Annotated in this window: 23 protein-coding genes; all 23 read right to left on the bottom strand. The window is 45.8% G+C overall.

The annotated features are described in order from the left end of the window. Positions 1–797: 797 nt before the first annotated feature. The 23 genes from lysS to mfd all read right to left on the bottom strand — a co-directional run bounded on the left by lysS (position 798) and on the right by mfd (position 25,861). Positions 798–2,288, bottom strand: a complete 1,491-nt coding sequence (lysS, locus tag NIE88_RS18575; protein ID WP_253064490.1) for a lysine--tRNA ligase — start codon at positions 2,286–2,288, stop codon at positions 798–800. Positions 2,289–2,550: 262 nt separating this feature from the next. Next, positions 2,551–3,543 (bottom strand): tRNA dihydrouridine synthase DusB, encoded by a 993-nt coding sequence (gene dusB / locus NIE88_RS18570; RefSeq protein ID WP_253064489.1) that lies wholly within the window; start codon positions 3,541–3,543, stop codon positions 2,551–2,553. A gap of 20 nt (positions 3,544–3,563) precedes the next feature. Further along, a complete protein-coding gene (locus tag NIE88_RS18565) occupies positions 3,564–3,767 on the bottom strand; it encodes a helix-turn-helix transcriptional regulator (RefSeq protein ID WP_253064488.1) in 204 nt (67 codons plus the stop codon). Further along, positions 3,719–4,600, bottom strand: coding sequence for a 2-amino-4-hydroxy-6-hydroxymethyldihydropteridine diphosphokinase (folK, locus tag NIE88_RS18560; RefSeq protein WP_253064487.1), 882 nt, complete (start codon positions 4,598–4,600; stop codon positions 3,719–3,721). Before folK ends, NIE88_RS18565 begins: the two co-directional genes overlap by 49 nt. Continuing rightward, positions 4,593–5,369: a dihydropteroate synthase gene (gene folP / locus NIE88_RS18555; RefSeq protein ID WP_253064518.1), complete on the bottom strand. Its 777-nt coding sequence runs from the start codon at positions 5,367–5,369 to the stop codon at positions 4,593–4,595. Before folP ends, folK begins: the two co-directional genes overlap by 8 nt. 236 nt (positions 5,370–5,605) lie before the next feature. Further along, on the bottom strand, positions 5,606–6,529 hold the full coding sequence (gene cysK, locus NIE88_RS18550; RefSeq protein WP_253064486.1) for a cysteine synthase A: 924 nt from the start codon (positions 6,527–6,529) through the stop codon (positions 5,606–5,608). 293 nt (positions 6,530–6,822) lie between these two features. Further along, positions 6,823–7,698 (bottom strand): Hsp33 family molecular chaperone HslO, encoded by an 876-nt coding sequence (gene hslO, locus NIE88_RS18545; RefSeq protein WP_290446592.1) that lies wholly within the window; start codon positions 7,696–7,698, stop codon positions 6,823–6,825. A gap of 19 nt (positions 7,699–7,717) precedes the next feature. Next, positions 7,718–8,482, bottom strand: a complete 765-nt coding sequence (locus NIE88_RS18540; RefSeq protein WP_253064485.1) for a type III pantothenate kinase — start codon at positions 8,480–8,482, stop codon at positions 7,718–7,720. Positions 8,483–8,603: 121 nt separating this feature from the next. Then, positions 8,604–10,625 carry an ATP-dependent zinc metalloprotease FtsH gene (gene ftsH, locus NIE88_RS18535; RefSeq protein ID WP_253064484.1) on the bottom strand — a complete coding sequence of 674 codons (2,022 nt, stop codon included), beginning with the start codon at positions 10,623–10,625 and terminating at the stop codon, positions 8,604–8,606. A gap of 130 nt (positions 10,626–10,755) precedes the next feature. Continuing rightward, complete coding sequence (gene hpt, locus NIE88_RS18530) at positions 10,756–11,295, bottom strand: hypoxanthine phosphoribosyltransferase (protein WP_253064483.1); 540 nt, start codon at positions 11,293–11,295, stop codon at positions 10,756–10,758. Then, on the bottom strand, positions 11,292–12,728 hold the full coding sequence (gene tilS, locus NIE88_RS18525; RefSeq protein WP_253064481.1) for a tRNA lysidine(34) synthetase TilS: 1,437 nt from the start codon (positions 12,726–12,728) through the stop codon (positions 11,292–11,294). Before tilS ends, hpt begins: the two co-directional genes overlap by 4 nt. Positions 12,729–12,787: 59 nt before the next feature. Continuing rightward, complete coding sequence (gene prkT / locus NIE88_RS18520; protein WP_253064479.1) at positions 12,788–13,732, bottom strand: serine/threonine protein kinase PrkT; 945 nt, start codon at positions 13,730–13,732, stop codon at positions 12,788–12,790. Next, positions 13,716–14,453, bottom strand: a complete 738-nt coding sequence (locus tag NIE88_RS18515; RefSeq protein WP_253064477.1) for a vWA domain-containing protein — start codon at positions 14,451–14,453, stop codon at positions 13,716–13,718. Before NIE88_RS18515 ends, prkT begins: the two co-directional genes overlap by 17 nt. 164 nt (positions 14,454–14,617) lie before the next feature. Continuing rightward, on the bottom strand, positions 14,618–17,092 hold the full coding sequence (gene spoIIE / locus NIE88_RS18510) for a stage II sporulation protein E (protein WP_253064475.1): 2,475 nt from the start codon (positions 17,090–17,092) through the stop codon (positions 14,618–14,620). Between the two features lie 358 nt (positions 17,093–17,450). Continuing rightward, complete coding sequence (locus NIE88_RS18505; RefSeq protein WP_253064473.1) at positions 17,451–17,876, bottom strand: S1 domain-containing RNA-binding protein; 426 nt, start codon at positions 17,874–17,876, stop codon at positions 17,451–17,453. Positions 17,877–17,943: 67 nt separating this feature from the next. Then, the gene (locus NIE88_RS18500) at positions 17,944–18,324 is read right to left on the bottom strand and encodes an FtsB family cell division protein (protein WP_253064471.1); all 381 of its coding nucleotides are present in this window, start codon (positions 18,322–18,324) and stop codon (positions 17,944–17,946) included. A 14-nt stretch (positions 18,325–18,338) separates the two neighbouring features. Further along, positions 18,339–18,917, bottom strand: coding sequence for a spore cortex biosynthesis protein YabQ (yabQ, locus tag NIE88_RS18495; RefSeq protein ID WP_253064469.1), 579 nt, complete (start codon positions 18,915–18,917; stop codon positions 18,339–18,341). Then, a complete protein-coding gene (yabP, locus tag NIE88_RS18490; RefSeq protein ID WP_253064467.1) occupies positions 18,914–19,222 on the bottom strand; it encodes a sporulation protein YabP in 309 nt (102 codons plus the stop codon). Before yabP ends, yabQ begins: the two co-directional genes overlap by 4 nt. Before the next feature lie 92 nt (positions 19,223–19,314). Then, entirely contained in the window at positions 19,315–19,575 is a 261-nt protein-coding gene (locus NIE88_RS18485; protein ID WP_253064465.1) for an RNA-binding S4 domain-containing protein, read from the bottom strand. Beyond that, positions 19,572–19,847, bottom strand: coding sequence for a non-specific DNA-binding protein Hbs (gene hbs / locus NIE88_RS18480; RefSeq protein WP_253064463.1), 276 nt, complete (start codon positions 19,845–19,847; stop codon positions 19,572–19,574). Before hbs ends, NIE88_RS18485 begins: the two co-directional genes overlap by 4 nt. 96 nt (positions 19,848–19,943) lie before the next feature. Next, positions 19,944–21,551, bottom strand: a complete 1,608-nt coding sequence (locus NIE88_RS18475; RefSeq protein ID WP_253064461.1) for a putative polysaccharide biosynthesis protein — start codon at positions 21,549–21,551, stop codon at positions 19,944–19,946. A 127-nt stretch (positions 21,552–21,678) separates the two neighbouring features. Further along, entirely contained in the window at positions 21,679–22,215 is a 537-nt protein-coding gene (gene spoVT, locus NIE88_RS18470; protein WP_253064459.1) for a stage V sporulation protein T, read from the bottom strand. 94 nt (positions 22,216–22,309) lie between these two features. Then, positions 22,310–25,861, bottom strand: a complete 3,552-nt coding sequence (mfd, locus tag NIE88_RS18465; RefSeq protein ID WP_253064457.1) for a transcription-repair coupling factor — start codon at positions 25,859–25,861, stop codon at positions 22,310–22,312. Positions 25,862–25,959 lie beyond the last annotated feature (98 nt).

Raw genomic sequence — 25,959 nt, 5'->3', positions numbered from 1 at the left:
ACAATCGCTCTTGAAGCGACTTGAATATCTTATCAAGAAATCAATATCATGTCAACAACAATTTAACAATTAATTAATTTTTCAATGAAAATACTCTATCAATCGCAAAAAACGATCTTATTAATTATACATAGGCTTGGACAGCATGTCAACAACAAACGACCTGCTGTTCAGCAACATAAAAATATTATCAGCATTCATCCTATTTGTCAACGAAAATTAACTGAAATTCATTTATATTCTCCTTCAATACTTAAATCGATAAAGCTATTACAAATATTGATTCATCTCGTTGTCATTTATTCGGATCACGCAACTTCTTTGATGTCACGGTAAACAGTAACAAGAGTTTAGAAAATATGAAGCAAACTTTTAATGATTAACATGTTGTGCACGTCGTTTGGCTAAGCAAACAACACAGTTCAAAACAATCCACAAAATTTAGAAGCCTTCGTCCCAAATTTAGCTTAAGCACTCGCCAAAAGCATATTACTTTAAATTATCATCCATCAAATAATAGTTCGCCTTGAGCGTCAAGCGTTTATTATTATTAACCGAACTTAACCAAAGCTTAATTCTATATAGCGCTAAACCAAAGATAGAAATAAAATATCGGATACATGAATGTGCCCAGTTTCGCTTGGCGATGGTTCAAGTCTCTCAGGAGTGCTGCAGATCGTTTAACAGATAGGTAGGTTTCCCAGACAACCGATATTTTATCGTTTCTCAGACAGCAAAGGAGCCCGCCTGCCGACTTTTTCGGGCAGAACGGACTCTAGGTATATGACAATTATTTATTAATCTTTTCTTCTCATCTGAGGGAACAGCAGCACGTCGCGAATCGATGCCGAATCGGTCAATAGCATAATCAAGCGGTCAATACCGATCCCGAGACCGCCGGTTGGCGGCATGCCGTACTCCATTGCTTCCAGAAAATCTTCGTCGATAATCTGCGCTTCTTCGTTACCTGCTTCACGCTCACGCATCTGGTCTTCAAAGCGTTCGCGCTGATCGATCGGATCGTTCAATTCACTGAATGCATTGGCATGTTCTCTGCCGACAATGAATAGTTCGAAACGATCGCTAAATCGCGCGTCTTTCGGATCTTTCTTTGCAAGCGGGGAAATAACGACCGGATGGCCATATACAAAAGTCGGCTGAATTAATGTTTCCTCAACTTTTTGTTCGAAGAATTCATTAACGACATGTCCATAGGTCATGTCATCCTTTACAGCAACACCATTCTCTGCAGCTAATTTACGTGCCTCTTCGTCAGTCATTTGCGGCCAAAGATCAACACCAGTCTCTTCTTTAATCGCATCAACCATATGCACACGACGCCAGCGCGGCTTCAATTCAACCTTTGCATCACCGTATGTGATTTCCGTACCGCCGAGTACTTTTTCGGCAACAGAAGAAATAAGATTCTCGGTCAATTCCATAACGTCGCGCAAATCTTGATAGGCTGTATAGAGTTCCATCATCGTAAATTCAGGATTATGTTTGGTGGATACACCCTCGTTGCGATAGACGCGGCCGATTTCATAAACCTTTTCAAAGCCGCCAATAATGAGTCGTTTGAGATGCAATTCAATAGCAATACGCATATACAGATCCATATCCAGGGCATTATGATGTGTGATAAACGGACGCGCCGCTGCGCCGCCGGGTATGGAGTGCATCGTCGGCGTCTCGACTTCAAGATAACCTTGACCGTCCAATTCGTCGCGGATGATTTTAACGATCTTGCTTCTTAAAATAAAGGTTTGCCTAACTTCAGGATTAACGATTAAATCCAAGTAGCGCTGACGGTAGCGCTGCTCCACATCCTTTAACCCGTGAAACTTATCCGGTAACGGACGCATCGCCTTTGATAGAATGCTGAATTTATTCACCTTAATTGACAACTCGCCCACATGCGTTTTAAACACAGTGCCTTCAACACCGACGAAATCGCCGATATCAATATGTTTGAAAATCTCGTACTGTTCTTCGCCTACGGCATCCTTGCGAATGTACAGTTGGATTCTGCCGGAAAAATCCTGTATATCGGCGAATCCTGCTTTGCCTTTACGCCTTTTGGCCATCAAACGACCGGCCATAACAACGGCAATCTCCTTCTCTTCGAGTTCTTCCGTTGTCTTGTCCGCATAGAGCGTGCGAATTTTTTCTGTATCATGTGTGCGATCATAGTGACCGCCAAAAGGGTCAATTCCTTGTTCAATCAAAACCTTCAGCTTCTCGCGTCTGGCTTGCAGCTGATCGGTCAGATCCACTTCCTGACTCATTCTTTTCAACCTCCAGTCGTATCCCGCAGGCACCAAAAATAGCACTCGCTGGCAGGATCGAGCTTTGCTTATTTTCAGATGCGCAGTGAAGCACATCCGGTGTATAAAGAAAAAGTTGACAGAATCATTTTTTCTTATACGAGACACCGTTAATCTCTTATTCTTTAATACATTTTTATTTGTATAAAGAAAACTGCCAGCAATACATCCGGCAGTTTAATATCTAATCGAATTATAGAGAATAAAAAAAACACTGTCAACCTTAGCGCGCCGGCGCTAAATCGTGCTCCAGCCGATCACGGAATTCGATAAGTGCTTGGCGGAGCTCGGTACCGGTCTCGCATTGGTTGATTTCCTTACGCACATCGTTGCCCCCACGCAGCCCTTTCATGTACCATGCAGCATGCTTGCGCATCTCCAATGACGCAATGTGCTCACCCTTCAATTTCACTAATTGATCAAAGTGGATCAGGCAGACATCCACTTTTTCTTTAGCAGTTGGTTCAGGCGGCAGTGTGCCGCTGTCCAAATAGTTAACCGTACGGTACAGCATCCAAGGATTTCCAAGCGCCGCACGTCCGATCATGACACCATCGACACCGGTTTCCTCAAGCATCCGTTTCGCGTCCACCGGCGTCCGAACGTCACCGTTGCCGATAACAGGAATGCCGACGGATTCTTTCACCTGACGGATAATGTCCCAATCCGCGTTTCCTTCATACATCTGCACGCGCGTACGCCCATGAACCGCCACCGCACTGCCGCCGGCGTGTTCGACCGCTTGAGCATTACGTACAGCATAGATGTGGTCGTCATCCCATCCCTTGCGCATTTTAACGGTTACAGGTTTGTCCACCGCATCGACAACGGAAGACACCATTTCATAGATCTTGTCGGGGTCGAGCAGCCACCTTGAACCGGCATCACATTTGGTCACTTTCGGTACCGGACACCCCATGTTTATGTCAATAATATCCGCATTTGTATTTTTATCCACGTATTTCGCTGCCTGAACAAGGGTTTCTCTTGAACCGCCGAAGATCTGCAAACTGAGCGGCTTTTCACGATCATCAATAGATAACATATCTAATGTCCTTTGATTGTGGTGAATGATACCGCGGTCGGAAACCATTTCGGCACAGACCAGACTGGCTCCGAAGCGCTTGGCAATCAAACGAAATGCTGAATTGCATACGCCCGCCATCGGTGCAAGAACCACTTGGTTCTTCATCTCAATCGGACCAATTTTCAGCATCAAATCATCCTTTCCTCATTCTATAATTCCTTCATTTCCTGAAGAGATACGGACAATGTATCACAGATCTTCGCAACAAGTTCCGTTTCAGGCTCACGGCTTTCTCTTTCAATTTCACCTAAAAGTGTTAATGAAACACCTAATTCTTTGGCGAGTTCAGCTTGCGTATAGCCCTTCAGTTTTCGAAAAGCCCGAATTTTCCTTCCCCATTGTTCTTTTTCCATAGTCGCACTCCCTCTTCTCCATTGAGATTCTGCCACATTTCCATAACTGAACGGTTGATTCTAGGAACAATCAGGTGCGGCGCAATCTCGGCAAGCGGTTTAAGGACAAAAGCGCGACGCGCGATTTCAGGATGGGGCAGGGACAGTTCTTCAGAGTAGGAAATCATTTGGTCAAAGACCAGCAGGTCGAGATCAATTGTTCTCGGTCCCCAGTGTACCTCCCTCATTCGCTCCAATTTCGCTTCTATTTTTTGGAGCTTGTGCAATAGAGCGATTGAGGGAAAAAGTGTTTCAATCTGCACGATCATATTTAAAAAATCCGGCTGCTCAACACGACCATAAGGATCCGTTTCATAAATCGACGAACAGCGCACGACATTTATCTTTTGTTCTGCTTGCAGCGCCTCGAGCGCGCGTTTTAAATAACCCGCCCGATCGCCTATATTCGATCCAAGCCCCAAGTAGGCAGTTGCTCGAAACCGTTCAATTTCCACCGATACCGATTCATAATGGCCGGCAATCGGCGGGTTTGGCTTAATGACTTTAACCCTGCAGCTTTCAACTTTTGAATAGCCAAGCAGGATCGCTTCAGCAATCTTTTCTGCTACTGTTTCAATCAGCGCATAGGAACAGCCTTCCACAATTTCCTTTACTTGCGTGTATATTTCTGCATAATTAACAGTTTGATCCAGCCTGTCGGTGGTTCCGGCTTGATACAGATCACATTTTAATACTAAATCGACATCAAAACGCTGACCCATCCGTTGTTCTTCCAGAAGCGCACCATGATACCCATAGAACTGCATGCGGTTTAAATTAATTGTGTCAGTCAAGACGAACCTCCCGCAGCATCGTATCCATCATTTTCGCCATACGCGCGATCTCAAACACATCATGAACACGCATGATTTGGCAGCCTTTGGAGATGCCGAGACAAACAGTCGCTCCGGTGCCTTCGATTCGATTGTCCACGGTTACGTTAAGTGTTTTTCCAATGAAGCCCTTTCGCGATGTGCCGAGCAGGATTGGATAGCCGAGTTCATGAAACGCTTCAAGATGATTCATAACGAAGAGATTCTGCTGATAGTTTTTCGCAAAACCAATACCCGGATCAAGAATGATATGCTCCGGATCGACACCCGCCTTCAATGCGATGTCAATACTCTCACGAAGATCGTTTTTCATATCAGTGATGATATCTTGATAGTTATTATTGTCGCGATTATGCATAAGGATGATCGGTGTGCCATATTCCGCGGCTATTTTCGCCATATCGGGATCCGCTTTGGCACCCCAGATATCGTTAATAATGTCTGCTCCTGCCTCCAGTGCGCAGCGAGCTGTTTCTGCCTTAAAAGTGTCAATGGAAATGGGCAGATCCGTATGTTCGCGAACTGCCTGAATCATCGGCACGACACGAGCAATCTCTTCATCCATTGCAACCGGCGTATGCCCCGGACGTGTTGACTCGCCGCCAATATCAATGATGTCCGCACCGTCGCGTTCCATCTGCAGTGCATGGGAGACAGCCCAATCCAATTGATTGAACCGGCCGCCGTCGGAAAACGAATCCGGAGTGACATTCAAAATACCCATAATCATCGTCTTTTTTTGATAATCCAGCGTTCTGCCCCTTATGTTCAACAGATGCAAGGGGGAAAGTTGAAAGTTGCTCACTAGACGTTTGATCCTCCCGAAAATCATTCACAGCTTAATAAGAACAGTATAACACAATTAGCTGTCTACTTTTAGAAACCACCGGGTAAGTGCAGGTGCATGTATGATTTATATCTAAAGAAAAAAGCCCGGTTTCCCGGGCTTTTGCTCTGCATATTTGATTATTCTTCAACTTGATACAATGGCGTGCTCAAATAGCGTTCACCATTATCCGGCACGACGACAACAACCTTCTTACCCTTGCCTAGCTTCTTAGCAACCTGAACGCCGCCATATATTGCCGCGCCGCCGGAGATGCCGGCAAGCACGCCTTCCTTTTTGCCTGCGAGACGCGCGTATTCAAATGCCTGCTCGTTTGCGACATCAATGACTTCGTCGTAAATCTCCGTGTCCAAGGTATCCGGAATAAAACCCGTTCCAATTCCTTGAATCTTATGCGGACCGCCTTTCCCTCCGTTCAACACTGGCGAATCTTTGGGTTCAACCGCATAAATACGAATATCTTTAAATTTCTCTTTTAAAGCCTTGCCGCTTCCACTTAACGTGCCGCCGGTTCCGACTCCGGCCACAAATGCATCCAGCGAATCGAAAGCTGCGGCGAGTTCTTGACCGGTCGTTTCATAATGTACTTTCGGATTTGCCGGATTCTGGAACTGCTGCGGTAAAAAGTAGCCTTTTTCCTTCGCAAGTTCTTGAGCTTTGGCAATCGATCCCTTGATCGCCTGAGCCCCAGGAGTTAAAATGACCTCGGCACCATATGCCTTAAACAATTTACGCCGTTCAATACTCATCGTTTCCGGCATAACCAAAATAGCTTTGTATCCTTTTACAGCAGCAACCAAAGCTAAACCAATCCCGGTATTGCCGCTTGTCGGTTCAATAATCGTGTCGTTTGGCTTCAATTTTCCTTCTTTTTCAGCGGTTTCAATCATCGACAGCGCAATTCGATCCTTCACGCTGCTGCCCGGATTAAAATATTCGAGCTTCGCATAAAGTTCCGCATCATTTTCACCGGTCAAATGATTCAAGCGAACAATTGGCGTATTTCCAATCAGTTCTGTAACTGAATTTGCAACAGTCATCATTCATCCTCCTTTAAATCCGCAGTAATCATGTATGATTTATAAACTATACTATCAGTCAATTGGCGGTTCGTCAATGATTTAGATCAGTACGCAATGCATCTGTTTACAATACGAAAAACGTGTTTCATTTATGCGCAGCCGCTGGAAAACGTGACTTTGCCAAGCCAAACCCTTAGTTCCGATAATCATGAATGATCGGCGGGCTCAAGAACTGAGTTCCACCAAAATCTTACACCGATAAGATTTAAAAATTTCACTCAGAAAAGGAATTTACCAAAAGACAGGTTTCCAAGTTATTCATCCGGAATCAGCGCTTTTAATTCATTTGCTGTGAATGCGTAGTGTGTTTCGCAAAATTGGCAGGTCACTTCCGCCCCACCGTCTTCATCAATCATAGCCTGAATTTCCTTTGCACCTAAGCCGGTAATGGATGACGCAAATTTTTCTTTTGAGCAATCACAATAAAAGGCCGCCGGATGCTTCTGCAATACCTTATAATTACCATCCGGAAAAAGGTCGGCAAGCAATTCGTCAGGGGAATGTCCCGCATCAATTAATTTAGAAATTGGCGGAATCGTCTTCAGACGTTCTTCAAGTTTTCCAATCGCTGCGTCATCCGCACCGGGGAGCACCTGAATAATAAAGCCGCCTGCAGCCTTCACCGTCTGATTGGGATGGACAAGCACACCGACACCGACAGCAGAGGGTACTTGTTCAGAACGTGCAAAATAATAGGTAAAATCATCGCCCAGCTCACCCGAAATAATCGGCACACGTCCGGTGAAGTTTTCTCTGAGACCCAGATCTTTAACGACGCTGAGAAAACCGCTTTTACCGACTGCACGCGCCACATCCAATTTGCCTTGTTCATTTAATTCAAAATGCACTTTAGGATTCGTCACATAGCCGCGCACTTGTCCCCGGGTATTCGCATCAGCAACGATGGCCCCGATCGGGCCGCCGCCCTGAACGGTCACAGTTATTTTTTCATCACCTTTTTCTTGTGCAGCCATCATCATCGCAGCAGTCAGCGTTCGTCCGAGTGCTGCTGTTGCAGTCGGCCATGTCTTGTGACGCGCCTGAGCCTCTCTGATCGTTTCGGTCGTTACCGATGTAATTACCCTGAGACTGCCACTGCACGCGAGTGCCTTAATAAAATAATCGCCCAATCCGATCATTCCTTTCTTTTTATGCATTACGCTGATAAATGAGAAAGAGCCCTTTAAGTGTTAATAAAGGGTCTACATGGTCAATACTGCTGGTCTCATGAGAAATAAGCGAGCACAATCCTCCGGTCGCAACAACGACCGGATTTGCGGAGGCCTGCTTTTTCATCCGCGAGACGATGCCCTCTACCTGCCCGACATAACCGAAAAGCACTCCGGACTGCATGGCGTGAACCGTATTACGTCCGACAATATGCGGTGGCTTTGCGATTTCAATTCTCGGAAGCTTCGAGGCTCGCTCATAAAGCGCCTCGGTCGCAATATCAATGCCGGGAGCGATCGCACCGCCAATATACGCCCGGTGCTCATCAATATACGAATAGGTTGTCGCCGTTCCAAAATCGATCACAATGATGGGCGCCTGATAATCGTTAACTGCTGCTACCGCATTCACAATTAAATCTGCACCAAGCTCCTTTGGATTATCGTACTTCAAGTTTAATCCTGTCTTAATACCAGGACCGACGATTATTGGTTTCAAATGAAAATATTTTTCGCACAAACGCTCCAAAGCAAACATAATTGACGGTACAACCGATGAAATGACCACACCGCTGAACTTGTCAAATGAAAGTCCGGTGTATGAAAAGAGATCATTAATCAGCATACCGAATTCGTCTTCTGTTTTCTCGCGATCTGTTGAAATACGCCAATGATTCGTTAACTTTCCATCATCGTAAGCGCCCAGAACAATGTGAGTATTCCCTACATCACAAACAAAAATCATCAAATTATCCTCCCGTTCATTCAGCCGGTTTCTCGAATTAAATCAGGGCAAAAGCGAAAAAGAGAGGCACTCCCATTCGGAGAAGCCTCCCTTTTCTTTGTATGTGCACTCAAGACAGTGGTTATATTTTATGCTCGTCGTCTTTTTTTTCAGTGTCTGATGGTTCTTTTGTGTCTACCGGCTTTTGCATCGAATCCTCATCCTTGGAATGAATCGTCACTTTGACATCACTTTCTGAATCATCCTTCTGCTCAGCCGGGTCAATTGCAGTGGCTTCTTCTTTATCATCATCCTTAGAAGAAGCGTATCGGGTCTTGCTTGGTTCGATATACTTGCCGGTTTCATACAGCGATTTGATCTGCTCTTCTTCCAGTGTCTCCACCTTAAGCAGCGTCTGAGCAATCAACTCAAGCTTATCCCGATGTTCAAGAAGCAACTTTTTGCACCGTTCATACTCCGTCTTAACAATGCGCTGTACTTCTTGATCAATCTCAAAAGCGATCGCATCACTGTAATTCTGTTCGTTCTGAATGTCGCGTCCCAAGAAGACCTGGCCGCTGTCATTATTGCCGAATTGCATTGGACCAAGCTTATCGCTCATACCAAATTCGGTAACCATACGACGTGCCAATCCCGTGACGCGCTGCAAATCATTGCTGGCGCCGGTTGAAATTTCGCCAAAGATGATCTCTTCAGCAACTCTGCCACCTAGCAGTCCGCATATTTTCTCAAGCAACTCCGGTTTGGTCATAAAATAGCGATCCTCTTTTGGTAGCGAGACCGTGTATCCGCCGGCCTGACCACGCGGTATAACCGTAACTTTATGCACTTCATCCGCACCTTCAAGAGCGAGACCGATAATCGTGTGCCCCGATTCATGGTAGGCGACAATGTTCTGTTCCTTCTTCGAAATCACACGTGATTTCTTAGCAACACCGGCGATCACACGTTCAACCGCCTCATCGATATCTTCCATGTTAATTACTTTTTTATTTGCCCGAGCAGCGACAAGGGCCGCTTCATTAAGCAGGTTTTCCAAATCCGCTCCTGAAAATCCCGGAGTCAGCTTAGCCACAGTCTTTAAGTCAATTTCTTTAGCTAGCGGCTTGTTGCGTGCGTGAACACGAAGCACGGCTTCTCGTCCGATGAGGTCGGGACGGTTCACAGGAATCTGACGGTCAAAACGTCCGGGACGGAGAAGTGCCGGATCAAGTATATCCGGGCGGTTGGTTGCGGCAATGATAATAATCCCTTCATTGGCTCCAAAGCCGTCCATTTCAACAAGCAATTGGTTCAGTGTCTGTTCACGTTCATCATGACCGCCGCCTAGTCCGGCACCACGTTGACGCCCTACAGCATCAATTTCGTCGATGAAAATGATACATGGTGAATTCTTTTTGGCTTGATCAAACAAATCGCGGACACGAGACGCGCCGACACCAACAAACATTTCAACAAAATCTGAACCGCTTATGGAGAAAAACGGTACGCCTGCCTCACCTGCAACCGCACGCGCAAGCAATGTTTTACCGGTACCCGGAGGTCCCTCAAGCAATACACCTTTAGGAATTCGCGCACCAAGAGCAACGAATTTTCTCGGATCTTTGAGGAAGTCAACAATTTCTACCAGTTCCTGCTTTTCTTCGTCAGCCCCGGCCACATCTTTAAATGTAACCTTTTTCTTATCTTCCGAGTACAGCTTTGCTTTGCTTTTGCCAAAATTCATCACTCGGCCGCCGCCGCCCTGAGCTTGGTTCAAAAGGAAAAAGATAAGGAAGAAGATAATTGCGAACGGGATCAGCGATGTAACGAAAGTGATCCATCCGCTTGTCCGTTCCGCAGGTTTTACATCATATTTGCTTGCTAAATCAATGACCTGATTTACCGCCTTATCACTTGGCGGCAGATACGCTTTGAATGTTGTATTCTTATCAGCATCCTTCAGACGTCCTGTCGCTGCAAAGACACTGCCTTCCGGTTGTAAGGTTACCTGCTCTACATTGCCTTTGCTTAAGTTCGTTCGTAGAGCGCTGTACGTCATCGGTTTTACGGTACGATTCGTTTCCGTCAGCCAGCTGACGATACCGATGATCACTAACGCAATAAATAAATATATGATAATATTCTTAAAAAGTCGATTCATGCCTTACCTCCTCCCGCTCTAAAAACAAATCATATTTTATAGTACCACATACACATGGTGCTGCCCAAGCAATTGCATTTTCACTCATGCCTTGGCTTACTAATAGCAAAAATTCTTGAAAATCAGCAGCTCAACCCTCGTATATTTCTGGTTTGAGGATGCCAATAAAAGGAAGGTTTCGGTATTTTTCCGCATAATCAAGACCATAGCCGACCAGAAAAGCATCGGGAACAGTAAACCCTGATAAATCCGGAGTAACATCCGATTTTCTTCCTGACGGCTTATCAAGCAACGTCACAATTTTTATGGATTTCGCTCTTCTGGTCTTAAATAATTCGACTAAATAACTCAGGGTCAGTCCGCTGTCAATAATATCCTCAATTATCAGAATATCTCTGTTTTCAACTGAAGTATCCAAGTCCTTGAGAATTTTTACTTCTCCTGACGACACAGTCGAATTGCCATAGCTGGACACATCCATGAAATCAATTTCAATCGGAACCGTGATGGTCTTGATCAGGTCAGCCATAAAGGGAAGTGCCCCTTTCAGCACACCGATCACAAGAGGAAAGGAATTGGCGTATTCGCTTGAGAGCACTGCGCCGAATTCATGTACCTTATTCTGGATTTCCTCTTCTGTTATTAATATTTCCTTGACGTCTTCCTTCATTCCTGCGTCCTCCCAAAATCAGTAAACGGTATAAATTGAAGCTTTATATAATTTTTTTTCTCTAAATCGGGCGATGACGGAAAAGGCATCCCCCGCCTCAACAGCGGCAGCCAAAGTATACGGCCGTTCGCATCGGTAATTAAAGGCCACTTCGTTCTTTCATTGCGATCGATTTTTTCGTTGATAAAGATACGCTGAATTTTCTGCGATCCTGTCATCCCATTCGGGCTTATCCGGTCTCCGACTCGCCATGTCCGCACATAAAGTGGAAGAGCAATATGGTCCCCATCAAGGATGAAGCAGTCGCGAGTATATGCAGCAGACGACAGTTCCTCTCCTTTCAGATAAGCAGCTTCAATGGATCCTGAAAGAAAATCTGTTCTCCCGGGAATAGGAATCGCCGTCTGCTCACCTATGTCACCGCTTTCCATTACGAATCCGATCCGGCAGCGATCATAAGATCTTCTAGCTGTAAGCCCCTTGGGAAGAATGACGCTCCCTGAGGAATGACTGGAATGCAGCAGCTGCAATAGTTGTTCAATATGTATCGATTGGTGTGGCGGCTGCAGCTGTCGATTTGTATAGAGATAACATAATAGTAGATGAATTGTACGCCTTTGTAAAGCCGGGTGAATGTCAAGAAACTCGGGAACTGAAAGCGCATATTCACATTTCTTTTTATCCAGAACCGCCCGCTCAAGCCGATTCTCAGCCATCTGTAAAAGCAGGGATTCATCCTCTGCAATCCGCTCGCTTTCATATTGGAATTTTAGATGAACCTGGGGATTCTCTTTTTTCAAAAAGGGAAGTACATTTTTCCGAAAACGATTTCTTGTATGCGCATCGGATTCATTTGATTCATCATGCCGCGGAACAATTCCGTTTTCAGAACAATAACGTTCTAAATCGGCTTTTGTTTGCGAAAGGAATGGCCGAATGATCTCCTTTCCTTCAAAAGGACGACGAACGGGAATTCCAGCCCTTCCCACCCCGATCGTTCCGCGGACCTGCCGCATCAGCATTGTTTCTATTTGATCATCTCCGTGATGTGCCAGAACAAGCGCGTCAGCTTTAAATACCGCCATCGCCTCCGCAAAGGCCTTGTATCTCAGTTCGCGCGCACCTGTTTCAATGCTGATCTTTCGTTTTGCACTCCATGAACGGGCATCGACCGTTTTCCCTATAAAAAGGATCTCCCGTTTTTTACAAAATGATGCGACATAATTTTGATCTTCGTTACTTTGGACTCCTCTGAGTGTATGATCGACAGAACAGACCGCAAGCTCAAGCTCCCAGTCTTTCTTTTTCATATAAAAAAAGTGCAGAAGCGCCATCGAATCCGCCCCGCCGCTGACACCAAGAACAAGCCTCTCGTTTGAGCGGACCAGATGATGCGTGCCGATAAAACGCGTCACACGTTCAGAAAATGTCATCGTTTTTCTCCCCAGACGAAATACTTACTAAATAATGTATGTCCACAATACTCCAATTTTTACATGACGTAAACAATGACAAACACAATGTAGGCAGTTAATAAAACCGAAGCAGCAAGCCATGCCGATTTCCAGCCGCTTCTGTTTGAGACGGCATTTGTTTTCCGAACATTCCGCCTTGATTGCGGCATCTGCGGATTACTTTGCCGACTCGTCATTACTTCTTGAAGCAGATCTCGCCGCATGATATCCGCGGTTGAGTAATTACCTCTCATCGCATTCATTACTGTTTTTCGGTATGGCGCCAATTTCGGATGATTTTTCACAAAGTGTATAAGCTGAACTTGAGGTTCATTTGTCCGTGCTATTCTTTTTCCGGCGGCGGCATAGATCATAATCATCACGCAAGCAAACAAATCATAGCTTGGCTCCGCACGTCGGCTGCCAAAACCCCAGTATCCCCGATCATAAAATTCAGTATATTCCCTCACAGATCTCCCGATACGTGTTGCACCGCCGAAATCGAGACAGCGAATGGCGTGCCCCGGATGCATTAGGATCAAATTTTCTGGCTTGAGATCACCAAATATATACCCCGAGTTGTGCAGCTGTTGCAATTGCTTTAACAACTGCAGCATATATACAAGCGTCCAATCAAAAGGCTTCCGCTTAAGCGCCTCGGACAAAGAAACGCCATCCAAATATTCCATAACGCAGAATCCAATTGTTCCGCCTCGTGTCAACCAGTCATCGCTGTCATATAAAGAAGGCCCCAAAGGATCACCTCGGAGCTTTTCAAACTGTTTCAATACATTAACTTCTGAGATCAGCGATGCCCGATCTTTTGCTAGCTTGATCGCGACCGAACGTCTTCCATCTCTTCCCAAGTACACCGTACCTTGTGCACCGCTTCCCAGCCACTTGACAAGCTGGTAGTGATTTTGGTGCCATTTTCCAATAATCAAGGTTCCAGGGGCAAAATGCAGATTATCTTGGGCCGTCATCATACGCCTCATCGTCATCAACAAGCGACTGTTTTCTCGACAGCGAAGAAAAGCTTTTCACAGCTTCTTTAATTGCCGGACCTGTTGGTGTGATGCCATGTGAGCTTATTTTTTCAAAGATGCGTTTAATACTGTCCAGTTGCGGAGTCCATGAAATAACTTTCTGTACCGACTTTCTTTTCCCGGGAAATAAAAAGAGACAAAATTGGTTTTCACCCATGCGTGCGGATAAGCTCAGCGACAAGTCGGTCAGTGCCTCGCGCACGGTTGGTAATTTATTTTTCATGCTGGCGCTTGTGTCGACAAGAATGCATACATGAAGATCAGCGGTTTCACCAACCTCATCAACGACTTCCATTACTTTTCCGCGTTTTTCAGGAGGCAGATCCTCTACCGTTTCTCCGTCGCCCAGAATATCCTGAAGCTGTTGATTAATCACGCCTTTAATCGTCTGAGTCATCGCCTGCTTCGTCACCATTTGTACCGTCTGTGCGAGCTGCTTTGTCTGGACGATTTGGCTGATTCCACCGCCCGCCTGCGCAATTCCCTCTACTTCTTGCAGACCGTGGCTGTCTTCCGTGTCATATTGATCAAGAACACCGATGACGTTGACCGTAATCCCTTGTTCCCGGGCCAGTGCCGCCATCGCTACCGGATCTTCTCCTTCATTGGAGCACCCGTCAGTAATTAACAGAATTTGTTTTAACGTACCTTTCTTCATTGAACCTTTCACTCCTCCTTGAATCTAGCATTATGATAGACAGGAAAAGTAGTTTCTATACCGCGATCGTGCAAAACGTATCCTGCGCATGCCAAATGGAATCTATCTGCCTCGCAGATTTACAGACTGCGGTAAAAACAAGTTGAAAGATTCATTAGATCAAATTAGGCTCGATTGACACGTTCATCGCTTCGATCTGTTGAAAAGGCAGACCACTCAGGAATATGATGGCTGATTCGTGCAGCAATAACTGTCATATCATCGTCAATACTGCCGTCTCCAACGCGGATTACTTCCTCAAGCAGTAGGTCGGCAATTTCTTGCGGGTCATTTGTCTGCAGTTCTTTAATTTTCCGCTTAACCCATGCCTCTTTATTTTCGATATGCTTCGGCACATCAAAAATTCCGTCACTCATCATAATCAGCAGATCGCCGGATTTTAACTGTTCGGTCTTCATATCCACATCAACATCACGAATAATGCCAATCGGCAAATTACCGGCATCCAGCATAAAAACACGGCCGCCGCGCTTGATAAAGCTCGGATTTGACCCTATTTTCAGAAATTTAGACGTTGCATTCTGCAAGTCGATCAAAGCTAAATCCAGCGTCGCATAAATTTCCTCAGTCGAGCGAAGCGACAAGATCGAATTAATTGATTTTATAGCCAATGTTTCATGAATACCGGATTTTAATACTTTATCCAACAGCTGTAAGGTGTCTTTACTCTCCATATCCGCGCGTTCGCCATGACCCATCCCATCGCTGATTGCCATAACATATTTTTTGGAATCGATTTCAAAAAGTGAATAGTTATCTCCGGAAATACTGCCCCCTCCTCGGGCGGCTGTTGCAACACCGGTTTCCAGATCGTAGGCTCGAGCAGAGATAAACACAACACGGCTCGGCCCGCCCGGATAATCAGAAGCCTGCTTTTTTTCAACGACAATACTCTCGCCGAGAATATCGGACAGCAATGGGGCAATGACTTTTTCACATGCACCATAATTATCGGTCGGCATCAGTGCTTCAATATCAATGGCCCCCGATTCTAAATTGTAAATCTCAACGCTCTCCACACGGATACCGATCCCATTCAATTTAGCCAAAATCATTTCCTCCTGCCATTCATGAAGGCCGCGTTCTCGCTTCATTTCATTGGCAAAATCGCCCATAACTTGAGCGACACCTTTAAGCTGATCTGCAACAAGCCGCCTGCTTTCCTTAACATTTCGTTTCATTTTTTCATGTAATTCAGACAGGCTCTGTTCTCTGCGGATCACCTCCAGCGTGCGTTCAGCCTTAGAGCAATGGCTCCGCCACTTATGATGAAGCCGCGCATTCTCTTCACGGTTCCCTCGCCGCGATTCGTCACGCAACTCAAGCATCAACTGCTGCGTTCGTTCAAAATTATTGATCCAGCAGAACTCCTTTTTAAAGCAATTCTGGCATGTTTTAGCCGTGACACTGCTCAGAAAATCACTGTCATCCGCCGTCTCAACCTCCGACGGCGGATAAAAGCTTTTCGCAAGCGTCTGAAAAAGTCCTGAGAACTGCTCGACACGGCCGACAGTTACATCACGCAGTTTGCGCACATATTGCTGCTGTTCCGCCTGATACTCGCGCGTTCCGGGAATAAAAGAAGCCATTTGCTGAATAAGGCTCTTCGGCGTGATTAGAAAAAGCATAATGGCCGCAATCGAATCAATGACCTCGCTGCCAAGCCCTGCATATCCGCCGCCGTAGACCCCAATTAATAATGTTGAAATCAGCAATCCTGCGGAAACGCCTGCTTTTCCGGCTTCCTTCAACAGGCCGCCAAGTACACCTGAGAAAGCAAGCAGACTCATCTGGTAAAGACTCGATACACTTGCCATGCCCAAAATCAGGCCGATGACGACACCTACAGTTGAACCGATTGCCGCACCGCCGGCGTAGGCGAATAAAAGCACGGCATAACGAGCAAGTACGTGATCTACGGATAAATCATAGACATGAAGCCCGATTGTACCGGCAATTACCGACGAAATTAAGATCACAAAACAAATGATCTCCTCATTTCGAAACAATTTATGGTTAACACGTGTGGACATGAGCGGCACGCTCTGCATGAAGATGAGAGTTACAAGAGCGGATAATGAAGCTTCAGCTCCGGCCGTAAGCACATCTGTCCACACAAGTGTCAGTGAAAATGCTGCCTGACAGAGCAGCCGCACGAGAAATCCGGTAAAAAGCACAAGTGCGGGCAGCCAGCGTTCCCTATGCATACGCTGAAACGAAGTCATGATTCTCCACCCTGCTAAGAAAACGATCAATCCAAGAAGTGCATAAAAGGCTTGTCCCACAGACAGCGTCAGTCCTCCGGCCAGAACAGCCATTGAATCCGCCCATCTCCGTTTGCGTTTCATCCAGAATACCGTTGCAAAAAAAGGAAGAATAAATGGTGTCAGGCTTGTAATAATTACCGCTCGTCCAAGCAAAAATCCGGCTGTTAGAAAAAACAAATCGCTACGGAATAAGGCGCCTAGCAAAAAGGTTTGAAAAGAGTGCCGCGATTTTGACCGCTCTTGAATCGTTCGATTTTTTTGCAAGTAAGGGTCGATGGTACCCGCAGCCGCACTGCCAAATTTTTGAATCATATCGCTCGCCGCCTTTAACTTATGATTGTATGATCCATTAAAGCATAGTAGACGTTCATAATTTGTCAGAATCACAAGCTCAAGGCCAAAAAAACTTCGACGGTATTCTTGATGTTCAGCCATAAACAACATCTGATCGTGCGATCTGTCGATGAATAGCATGAATTTATCGTCTATAGAAGGCGAAGATTTTGAAATAGCGCCTTTTTCCGCTAAATTTTCTGCATCTCGCTATAATCTGTCTTCTCATCGGATAATTTAAGATCACTCACCAATTAAAAAGACAATAAAAAACACTCAAGCTCTATATGAACTTGAGTGTTGCGTTTATCTATTTAGAAACTTCCGAAGGTCGCACTCAGCCTCTTCTTGCACCGCGTCCCCCGCGTTTGGATTCTGTCTGGCGCTTGATTGTCGAAAGGCGATCTTCACTATCCTTTAAATACTGAGAAATTTTGTCCTCAAAACTTGGCGCACGTGAGGTAAACCGTTTCCCGCCGCCATGCCTTTGTGAACCTCCACGTGAAGACGAAGATGTGACCTTAGGCTTATCGACAGCTTTGCGGATCGATAGACCGATTTTCCCATCAGGAGCGACTTGCAACACCTTTACCGTTACTTCATCACCAACCGACAGAACGTCATGGATGTCTTTCACATACCGATCCGCAACTTCACTGATATGAACCAGCCCTGTTTTACCATCCGGTAAATCAACGAAGGCTCCGAAGTTCGTAATTCCTGATACTTTACCCTTCAGCTTGCTGCCTGCTTCAATTGACATAAAAAAAAGCTTCCTCCTAAATTGGTATCACTAATTATATTATTATACATAGCAAAAAAAGTGCCTGTCAATCCTTGTTCTGATTGGGTTTCGAAAAAATAATTTCCCCTTTTTTCGATAACAGATAATCGCGTCTTGCAATTTCGCCAATATATTTTTTATTATGCAGAAGAGAAATACGTTTCTTCAACTCAACTGCTTGTGATTTAGACTGATTCAACTGTTTTTGCAGGCTTGCCTTTTCCTGCGATGCAGCATTTAACTTATGGGATTGCGAAACCAGAGAGGAGATCATGAAGGCGCAGGCTAATGCGAACACAATAAAGAAAGCAGTCAAACGCCGAATTAACCCCTTGCGCCGTTTTCTTCTTCTCTTTTCATTCACTTCCTGCGACTGCAGATAATTTGTCTGCAACCGCGTGACTCGCTCTGCGCCGGCACTCTCCATATCGTTCCCCCCGATCATTTACGTTTGGTAACTAGTGATATCCACCATCTGAATTTCTGCTGCAACCAAATTCTTTTCTTTGCCAAATAGATCATCGCCCGATCCGGAAGAACCAGCCGAACGATTCCTCTTAAAATTTTCAACGGGATCAAAAGCAGAAAGCGCACAATTTTCAGTAAGGTGGTTACTGTCATTTTACACAATCTAAAGACAAGCATCAATAGGAAAAAGAGCGGATAAATCAATAATTGATAGACAATTTTTGCAGTAAAGCGCCCTGTTCGGACAGCCGCCGCAACGATTTTGCCGAATAAACGCATGAATGGTTTTTCTAAAAGGGCTTTATAAAAAGCAAAACCGAGTGCAATGCTCAAGAAAAAATAAAGACGCAGCTGTCCTTCATTAACGGGCAGCATAAGTAAAAAAAGCAATACAGCCTGTACAATCCAAAAGAGAGGGTCTGAAATCAGCAAAATCCAGCGGCGGCCTTTTTTCGGATGCACAAAATGCTGGTAGACCGAAAAAGAAGCGCCGAACCAAATGCCCATGGCAAGCATCAGAACAAGCGAGACATATTGCTGTTCAAGCGTCATCGAAACAGCTTGCCGAAGAAGCCTTTATGAGCTTCTCCGCCTTGATCATCCAGATAGCTGATTTCAATAATATGCCCCTCAATCAATACCTGTCCCTGCTCAACATTCAGATTTTGCATTTTCAGACCTGAACCTCGAACGGCAAGATAGCCCAATACCGTCTCAAGCAAGAATTCTTCATGATCAAAGCTTTCCACATGTTTGACACCGGTAATCTCGATTGATTTCCGATCCTTAACAATTATATTCTGATTTTGCGCCGGCTTGTCTTTATTAGGGATCTGAGACGAATAGAATTGACTCATTGAACTCCCCTCCTCTGTTTCCTACATTATGAGGGAGCTGTCCCATTTAGAACCAGGCATGATCAACAATGAATCAGTTGTTTTGCATGCAATTATTCATTTTCCTGTTGCTCATAAATAACTTCATAGAGCGAGTCGGCTTCTTCTTTTTTGACGACTTCTTTTAGCAGTAGGATGCGAACCGTCATCGGTTTTTGACCGAAGTGCAGGGTCAGCAGATCACCGACCGCAACACTCGAACTCGCTTTTCCCGGTTGTCCGTTAACAGAAACACGTCCCTGATCGGCAAGTTCCTTTGCCACCGTTCGCCGTTTAATCAACCGAGATATTTTCAAATATTTATCCAATCTCATTTTTTCACGGCATCCTTAAATTTATTGCCGGCTCTAAATCCTGGCACACGTGTCGCCGGAATTGTGATCGTTTCACCGGTCTGCGGATTGCGTCCTGTCCTGCTTGCACGCTGACGAACTTCGAAGGTGCCGAATCCGACAAATTGAACCTTATCATTGGCACTAAGCGTTTGAATGATTTGTTCCAGCGCTTCGTTAACAACTGTCTCCGTATCTTTCTTCGCAATACCTGTTTTCTCTGCCACTTTATGGATGAGTTCATTTTTATTCATTCAAACCATTCCTCCACATTGTATTAATCATTCATTTCAATTATTTTTCACGCGATAACCATCATTTTTTTCATTCTACCATAAGTCACCGTCAGATCACAGTTTCCGAGACCGTGCCGCTGCCTCGCCTTGCCTTTTTCTCCTTCGTATCGGAAGCCGTTTCAGATCATGTTTGTTCAGAAAGCGGATCATGTAGAGAATCATGATAAAGACCCAGCCGCCGACAACGGCACCGGATAGAGCGAGCACTGTTGCTGAAGGGCGTGCCGACAGCATATCGGTGAAGCGGTGGATCATTTTTTTCCATAGAAATACGCTCGCCGCCATCACGGATACAGCGATGCCTAATTTCGCAACTGCGCGCCAGGACAAACGCATTGCCAACGTATGGCGATGCAAGTAGACAAGGCACAATTCGGCGGCAACAGCCGTTCCCATGCATGTGCCTAGGGCAGCACCGACAATGGCAAAGTGCGGAACAAGAAAATAATTCGCCGCACCTTTTACACATGCACCAATGGCAAGAAAATAAAAGGGTACCCAAGGTTTTTCGTTTGCCTCTAAAATTCCTGAGGCTGTCAAAATAATCGAAAGCGTCAGCATCGTGAACGAGGCAATCGCGAAAGCTGCTGTTCCGTCGGCATTGCGGAACAGCATAATATTGACCTCACGGCTGATCGTCATAAGCCCTGCGGCAGCTGCCGCACCAAATGCCAAGCTTACCTTAATCGAAAGCGTTGCTTCCATTTGAAAGTCACGCGTCTTCCGCAATGCTGTGAGCTGCGCAAGACGCGGCACCATTGCCGCTGTCAGCGAAGCAGATGCAATTATCCCAAACTGGGTCAGCATATAGGCACGATCATAAATACCCTTTTCAGCTCGCGGATCAGCAAGATTCACTTTCCCCAAAAGACGAAGCACAGTCAGTGAATCGATAAGCTGAAACAAGAGCAGGGGAACAGCAAGTATGGAAAAAAGACAGCCGGCAATGATAAGGTTTTTTACTAAACGCCAATTGATCGCTGCAGCCGGCCTCGAAAACAGTTCGCGCGCGAACTGTTTTTTTCGGGGCAGGAACAGAATAAGGATGATCATTGTGACGAGCGGCGCAAATGCCGATCCCGATGTTGCTGCAAGCCCGAACGTATAGGCATCTCCGTGATTCAGAAATAAATACCAGGACAATCCTAAAATAAAACAAACACGCGTCACCTGTTCTCCGATTTGAGACAGAGCCGTAGGCAGCATATTTTCTTTGTCGCCTTGAAAAGTTCCGCGCAAAAGCGCCACAATCGGAACGAAAAGATAGACTGATGCGGCAATGCGAATCAACTGAGGAAGATGCTGATCCCCAATCATTGCCGACAAAGGCTGTGCAAAGAAAAAAAGCACCGTAAAAAAGAGCCCGCAGATCAGCATCAGCGCGATCAGTGCATGTCTTTGTACCTCCACTTTCACACTGTGCCGCTCGCCTGCCTCGGCCATATATTTGGAAATCACAATCGGAAATCCCGTGCCGCCAAGTGCTACTGCCAATGCGTAAAAAGGATAGACTTGCTGATAAACATAAAATCCGACATCGCCGGCAAAATTTTGGTAGGGCAGCCGATAAAGCGCGCTCATAATCTTCACCAGCAGAGCCGCACCTGTAAGTATCGCCGCACCGCGCCATACCAGGTGACTCGCCCTCTTCTCGTCGCTCATGATCTCTCTCACTTTTCCAAGAATGCTATGTTGGATTATATCATAATTTGCCGGTTTGCGTTCCGCAGGGCCCAAAATTGTGCCTACAAAAAAGAGGCGCTACAATCGCCTCTTTTTTGTGTGCATTTTAGTGTTCCATCTGCCTGCCGAGAAAACCTGCAGCAGTCTCAGCAAGCTTTACCTCAACTTCACTCATCGGTTTCTTATCCTTGCCAATGAGAATAATGGTACCGATCGGGTCTCCGCCGGCAATAATTGGTGCAACAACATACGATCCGGACAGGTTCTCATGTCCTTCTATGAGCGGCTCGCCGCGATCCTGTTCAAGAATCGTTTGCCGCTGCTCCATTGATTTTTCGGGTACCGCAAGCAACCGCTTTTCCAAGTAGTCTTTTTTAGACCCTCCTGCGACTGCAATCACCGCATCACGATCACTGACAAGAGTCAGCCTGCCTGAATTTTCCGCCAGAGACTCCGCATATTCTTTTGCAAAATCGCCGAGTTCGCTCAGTGGCGAGTATTTTTTCAAGATCACTTCGCCGTCATGATCAACAAAAATTTCTAGTGGATCTCCCTCACGAATACGTAAAGTGCGCCGTATTTCTTTAGGAATAACCACCCGCCCAAGATCATCGATTCGGCGGACAATACCAGTTGCTTTCATACAAGGACGTCCTCTCTTTCCGCTTCCGCAAAAATCATCTATTCCTTGCATTATTATCTGCGCTCTTGGTCAAAGTATGCATTTTTCGCCAAATTTATCCTACCTTCTCAGACGGCTTCTGAAGCTGCTCAATTCCGCCAAGCAGTTTAGCGACCTCCTCAAGCATCGAACCTGCATGATGCTTATTCTGTTTAATGGTCACTCTCATTTTCGATCCTTCTGCACCAAGACCGACACCGGGACCCATTTTGCTGATTGCTTTAAACAGAGACTCTCGATCTAATGATTTCCATCCCATTTCCGAGAAAATAATTCTGACTTCCGAACTTTGCTGCTTAATTTCCTCAATCATTAATTGATTGGCTGTCACACGCACTTCAGCTACTTTAAACAAATCAGCTACTTCTCTTGGGTAATCGCCGAACCGGTCGATCATCTCATCTTTCAGTTCTTCGACATCTTGAACGGAAGCAGCAGCTTTGAAGCGTTTATACATATCAATTTTTTGCAAAGAATCTTCTATATACAGATCCGGAATGTATGCATCCGTGTCCATTTCAATGGTGACTTTAGGCGGTTTTGCTGCCGTTTCCGTATGATCCTTCGTGTTGCGCTCAGCAATGGCGTCCTGAAGCATTTGCGAATAGAGATCAAATCCGACAGAGTCAATAAACCCATGCTGCTGGGCACCGAGCAGATTTCCGGCACCTCGAATGGACAAGTCGCGCATCGCGATTTTAAACCCGGAACCAAGCTCGGTAAACTCCTTTATTGCCTGCAGTCTTTTCTCTGCGACCTCGTTCATGACCTTATCGCGTTGATACGTGAAATAGGCATAGGCGACGCGGTTGGAACGCCCGACCCGCCCGCGAAGCTGATACAGTTGAGCAAGCCCCATTCGATCGGCATCGTAGACAATCAGTGTATTGACATTTGGAATATCAACACCGGTTTCAATGATTGTCGTACTCACCAGTACATCCGCATTTCCATCAAGAAAGTCAATCATCGCGGATTCAAGTTCTGATTCTTTCATCTGTCCATGTGCATATGTGACCGCCGCATCAGGAACAAGTCCGGAGATCATTTCAGCCATTCGCTGAATCGTTTCCACACGATTATACAGGAAATACACCTGCCCGCCTCGCGCCATCTCTCGTTCAATCGCTTCGCGAATTAATGAAGCGTTATACTCCATGACAAAAGTTTGTACAGGGAAGCGGTTCTCGGGCGGCGTTTCAATAATTGAAAGATCGCGTACCCCGAGCATCGACATATGCAGCGTACGCGGAATCGGTGTCGCGGTCAGCGTCAGCACATCAACATTCGCTTTGAGCCGTTTGATTTTTTCCTTGTGGGTCACCCCAAATCGCTGTTCCTCATCAACAATCAGCAAACCAAGATCCTTATACTGAACATCCTTTGACAGCAAACGATGCGTCCCAATGACAAGATCAACCGTGCCCGCCTTAAGGCCTTTAAGCGTTTCCATTTGTTCCTTCCTCGAACGAAAGCGGCTAAGCAGTCCGATCGTGACCGGAAAATCCTCAAACCGCTCACTCGCCGTCTCGAAATGCTGCTGAGCAAGAATCGTAGTCGGAACGAGGAACGCCACTTGTTTTCCATCGGCAATAGCTTTAAAAGCAGCACGCAAAGCCACCTCAGTTTTGCCGTAGCCCACATCGCCGCACAGCAAACGATCCATCGGCTTCTCGTTTTCCATATCTTTCTTGATTTCCTCAATGGCTTGAAGCTGATCCGCGGTTTCCTCATATGGAAACGCGGCTTCAAACTCCTGCTGCGCATCGCTGTCCTTCGCAAAGGCGTAGCCCTTGCTCGCTTCCCGCTTTGCGTAGAGCTTGATCAGGTCGTCAGCGATATCTTGAATCGACGAACGTGCCTTGCTTTTGACCTTTTTCCATTCGCCGCCGCCAAGCGCATAGATTTTCGGTTCCTTGCCTTCGGAACTCACATATTTCTGTACTTGATCAATATGTTCCACCGGGACATAGAGCTTATCGTTGCCTTTATAAATAATCTGCAAATAATCTTTATGAGTACCGTTTACTTCCAGCGTTTCAATGCCGGCGTACCTTCCGATTCCGTGATCCACGTGAACAACATAATCGCCAACTTTAAGTTCACTATAATTTTTCAAGCGTTCAGCATTTGACAGTTTCTTCCCGCGATGATTCGCTTTCGCTGTCTTTTTTGTAAAGACTTCACGCTCAGTAATCACCGCAATTTTCTTAAGCGGCAATTCAAAACCGGTTTCAAACTGGCCGATTGTAATCTGATTAACTCCGTGGACAGGCGGTGTTTCAGGTGCTACCATTTCCGCCTGAATGCCGTAATCCGATAATACTTGATCCAACCGCTTTGCCCGATCTTTGTCTGAAGCAAGAAAGGTAACGGAAAAATCGCCTTTCTTCCAACGTTCAACCTCAGTCTTCAGCAACTGAATCTGACCATGAAAGTTCTGCATCGCACGGCATGTGATGCTGACGACATTCTGCGGCTGAAACTGGCCGTGATACCTAAGAAAAAGAGACAATAAAAGCAGCGGATGAGACAGTCGCTCGGTCAGTTGCGGCCAATCCATAGTCAGCGGCAGTTCGCCGACCATATCGCCTTTTTGCAGCATATCAACCCGCCATTCGGCTTCTTCACGATCCAGCTGTTCAGACATTTCTTGGATTCGGCTGATTTCATCAAAGATGACCAAAGCATCTTTAGGCAAATAATCATCAATAGTTGTCATTTTGCTGTAATATAAAGATGCATACTTGATCATTCCGTTAAAAGGTACACCTTGTTTTAAAGATTCAATGTCAGCGGAGCTATGTTCGCTGAGCAGCTCTTGAGCTCTCTGATCCTTCATTTTTGCCAGAGAAACAGCTAATTCATGTTCAAGTCCTTGCGCTGCCGCCCTATAGTTTTCCTCATAAAGCAGCAGTTCCCGCGCCGGACCAATCATCACGCTGTCTTGAATCATTTCCAGTGAACGCTGAGAATCGCTGTCAAAATAGCGAACAGAGTCGATTTCATCATCAAAGAGCTCAATTCGAATCGGATGCACTTCCGTCAACGGAAAAAGATCAATAATTCCGCCGCGTATACTGAATTGACCGGGACCGGAAACCATGGATTCACGCTCATAGCCAATGGCTGTTAATTTTCGCGGAAGCGCGTCCAAATCAATCGTCTTTCCGATCTCAAACTGCAATAAGCTCGCTTTCCACAAATAGAGCGGAGCGAGCAGTTTCTTCAGTCCGGCAACTGGTATAATGATGAGTGCTTTGCGGTTTTGTGCAAGCCGGTTCAGCACATCAATACGTTGAGCCAGCAGTTCCGGACTGGCCACAGCGAGTTCAGACGCAATCAAATCGTTGGCAGGATAAAGAAACAGCTCCTCCGAATCGATCAAACCTTCAAGATCATTATAAAGTTTCTGTCCTTGATAAAGGTTGTGCGTCACAACAACGGACGTCTGATTCCTCTGCTGATAAACCGCTGCAATCCATAGCGCTTTTGCTCCGCCGGAAAGTCCGGACACCAGCTGCTGCTTCATGCCTTGCTCATAGCCTTCAAGGACTGTTTGAATTTCATCTATGTTCTGTTGATAATAGTGGCTCAGGCCAAGCATTGGCTACCCTCACTTTCTGAAAACCGAAAAACGCTTTGGCTTAAGCCAAAGCTCTGCAGTGATTCTTCAGAACCCCAATCATCCGAAATAAACTTTTA

Source organism: Sporolactobacillus shoreicorticis (assembly GCF_024125445.1).
GTDB classification, from domain to species: domain Bacteria; phylum Bacillota; class Bacilli; order Bacillales; family Sporolactobacillaceae; genus Sporolactobacillus; species Sporolactobacillus shoreicorticis.
The sequence above is the reverse complement of the archived record's forward strand: the minus strand, read 5'-3'. Positions and strand labels throughout refer to the sequence as shown.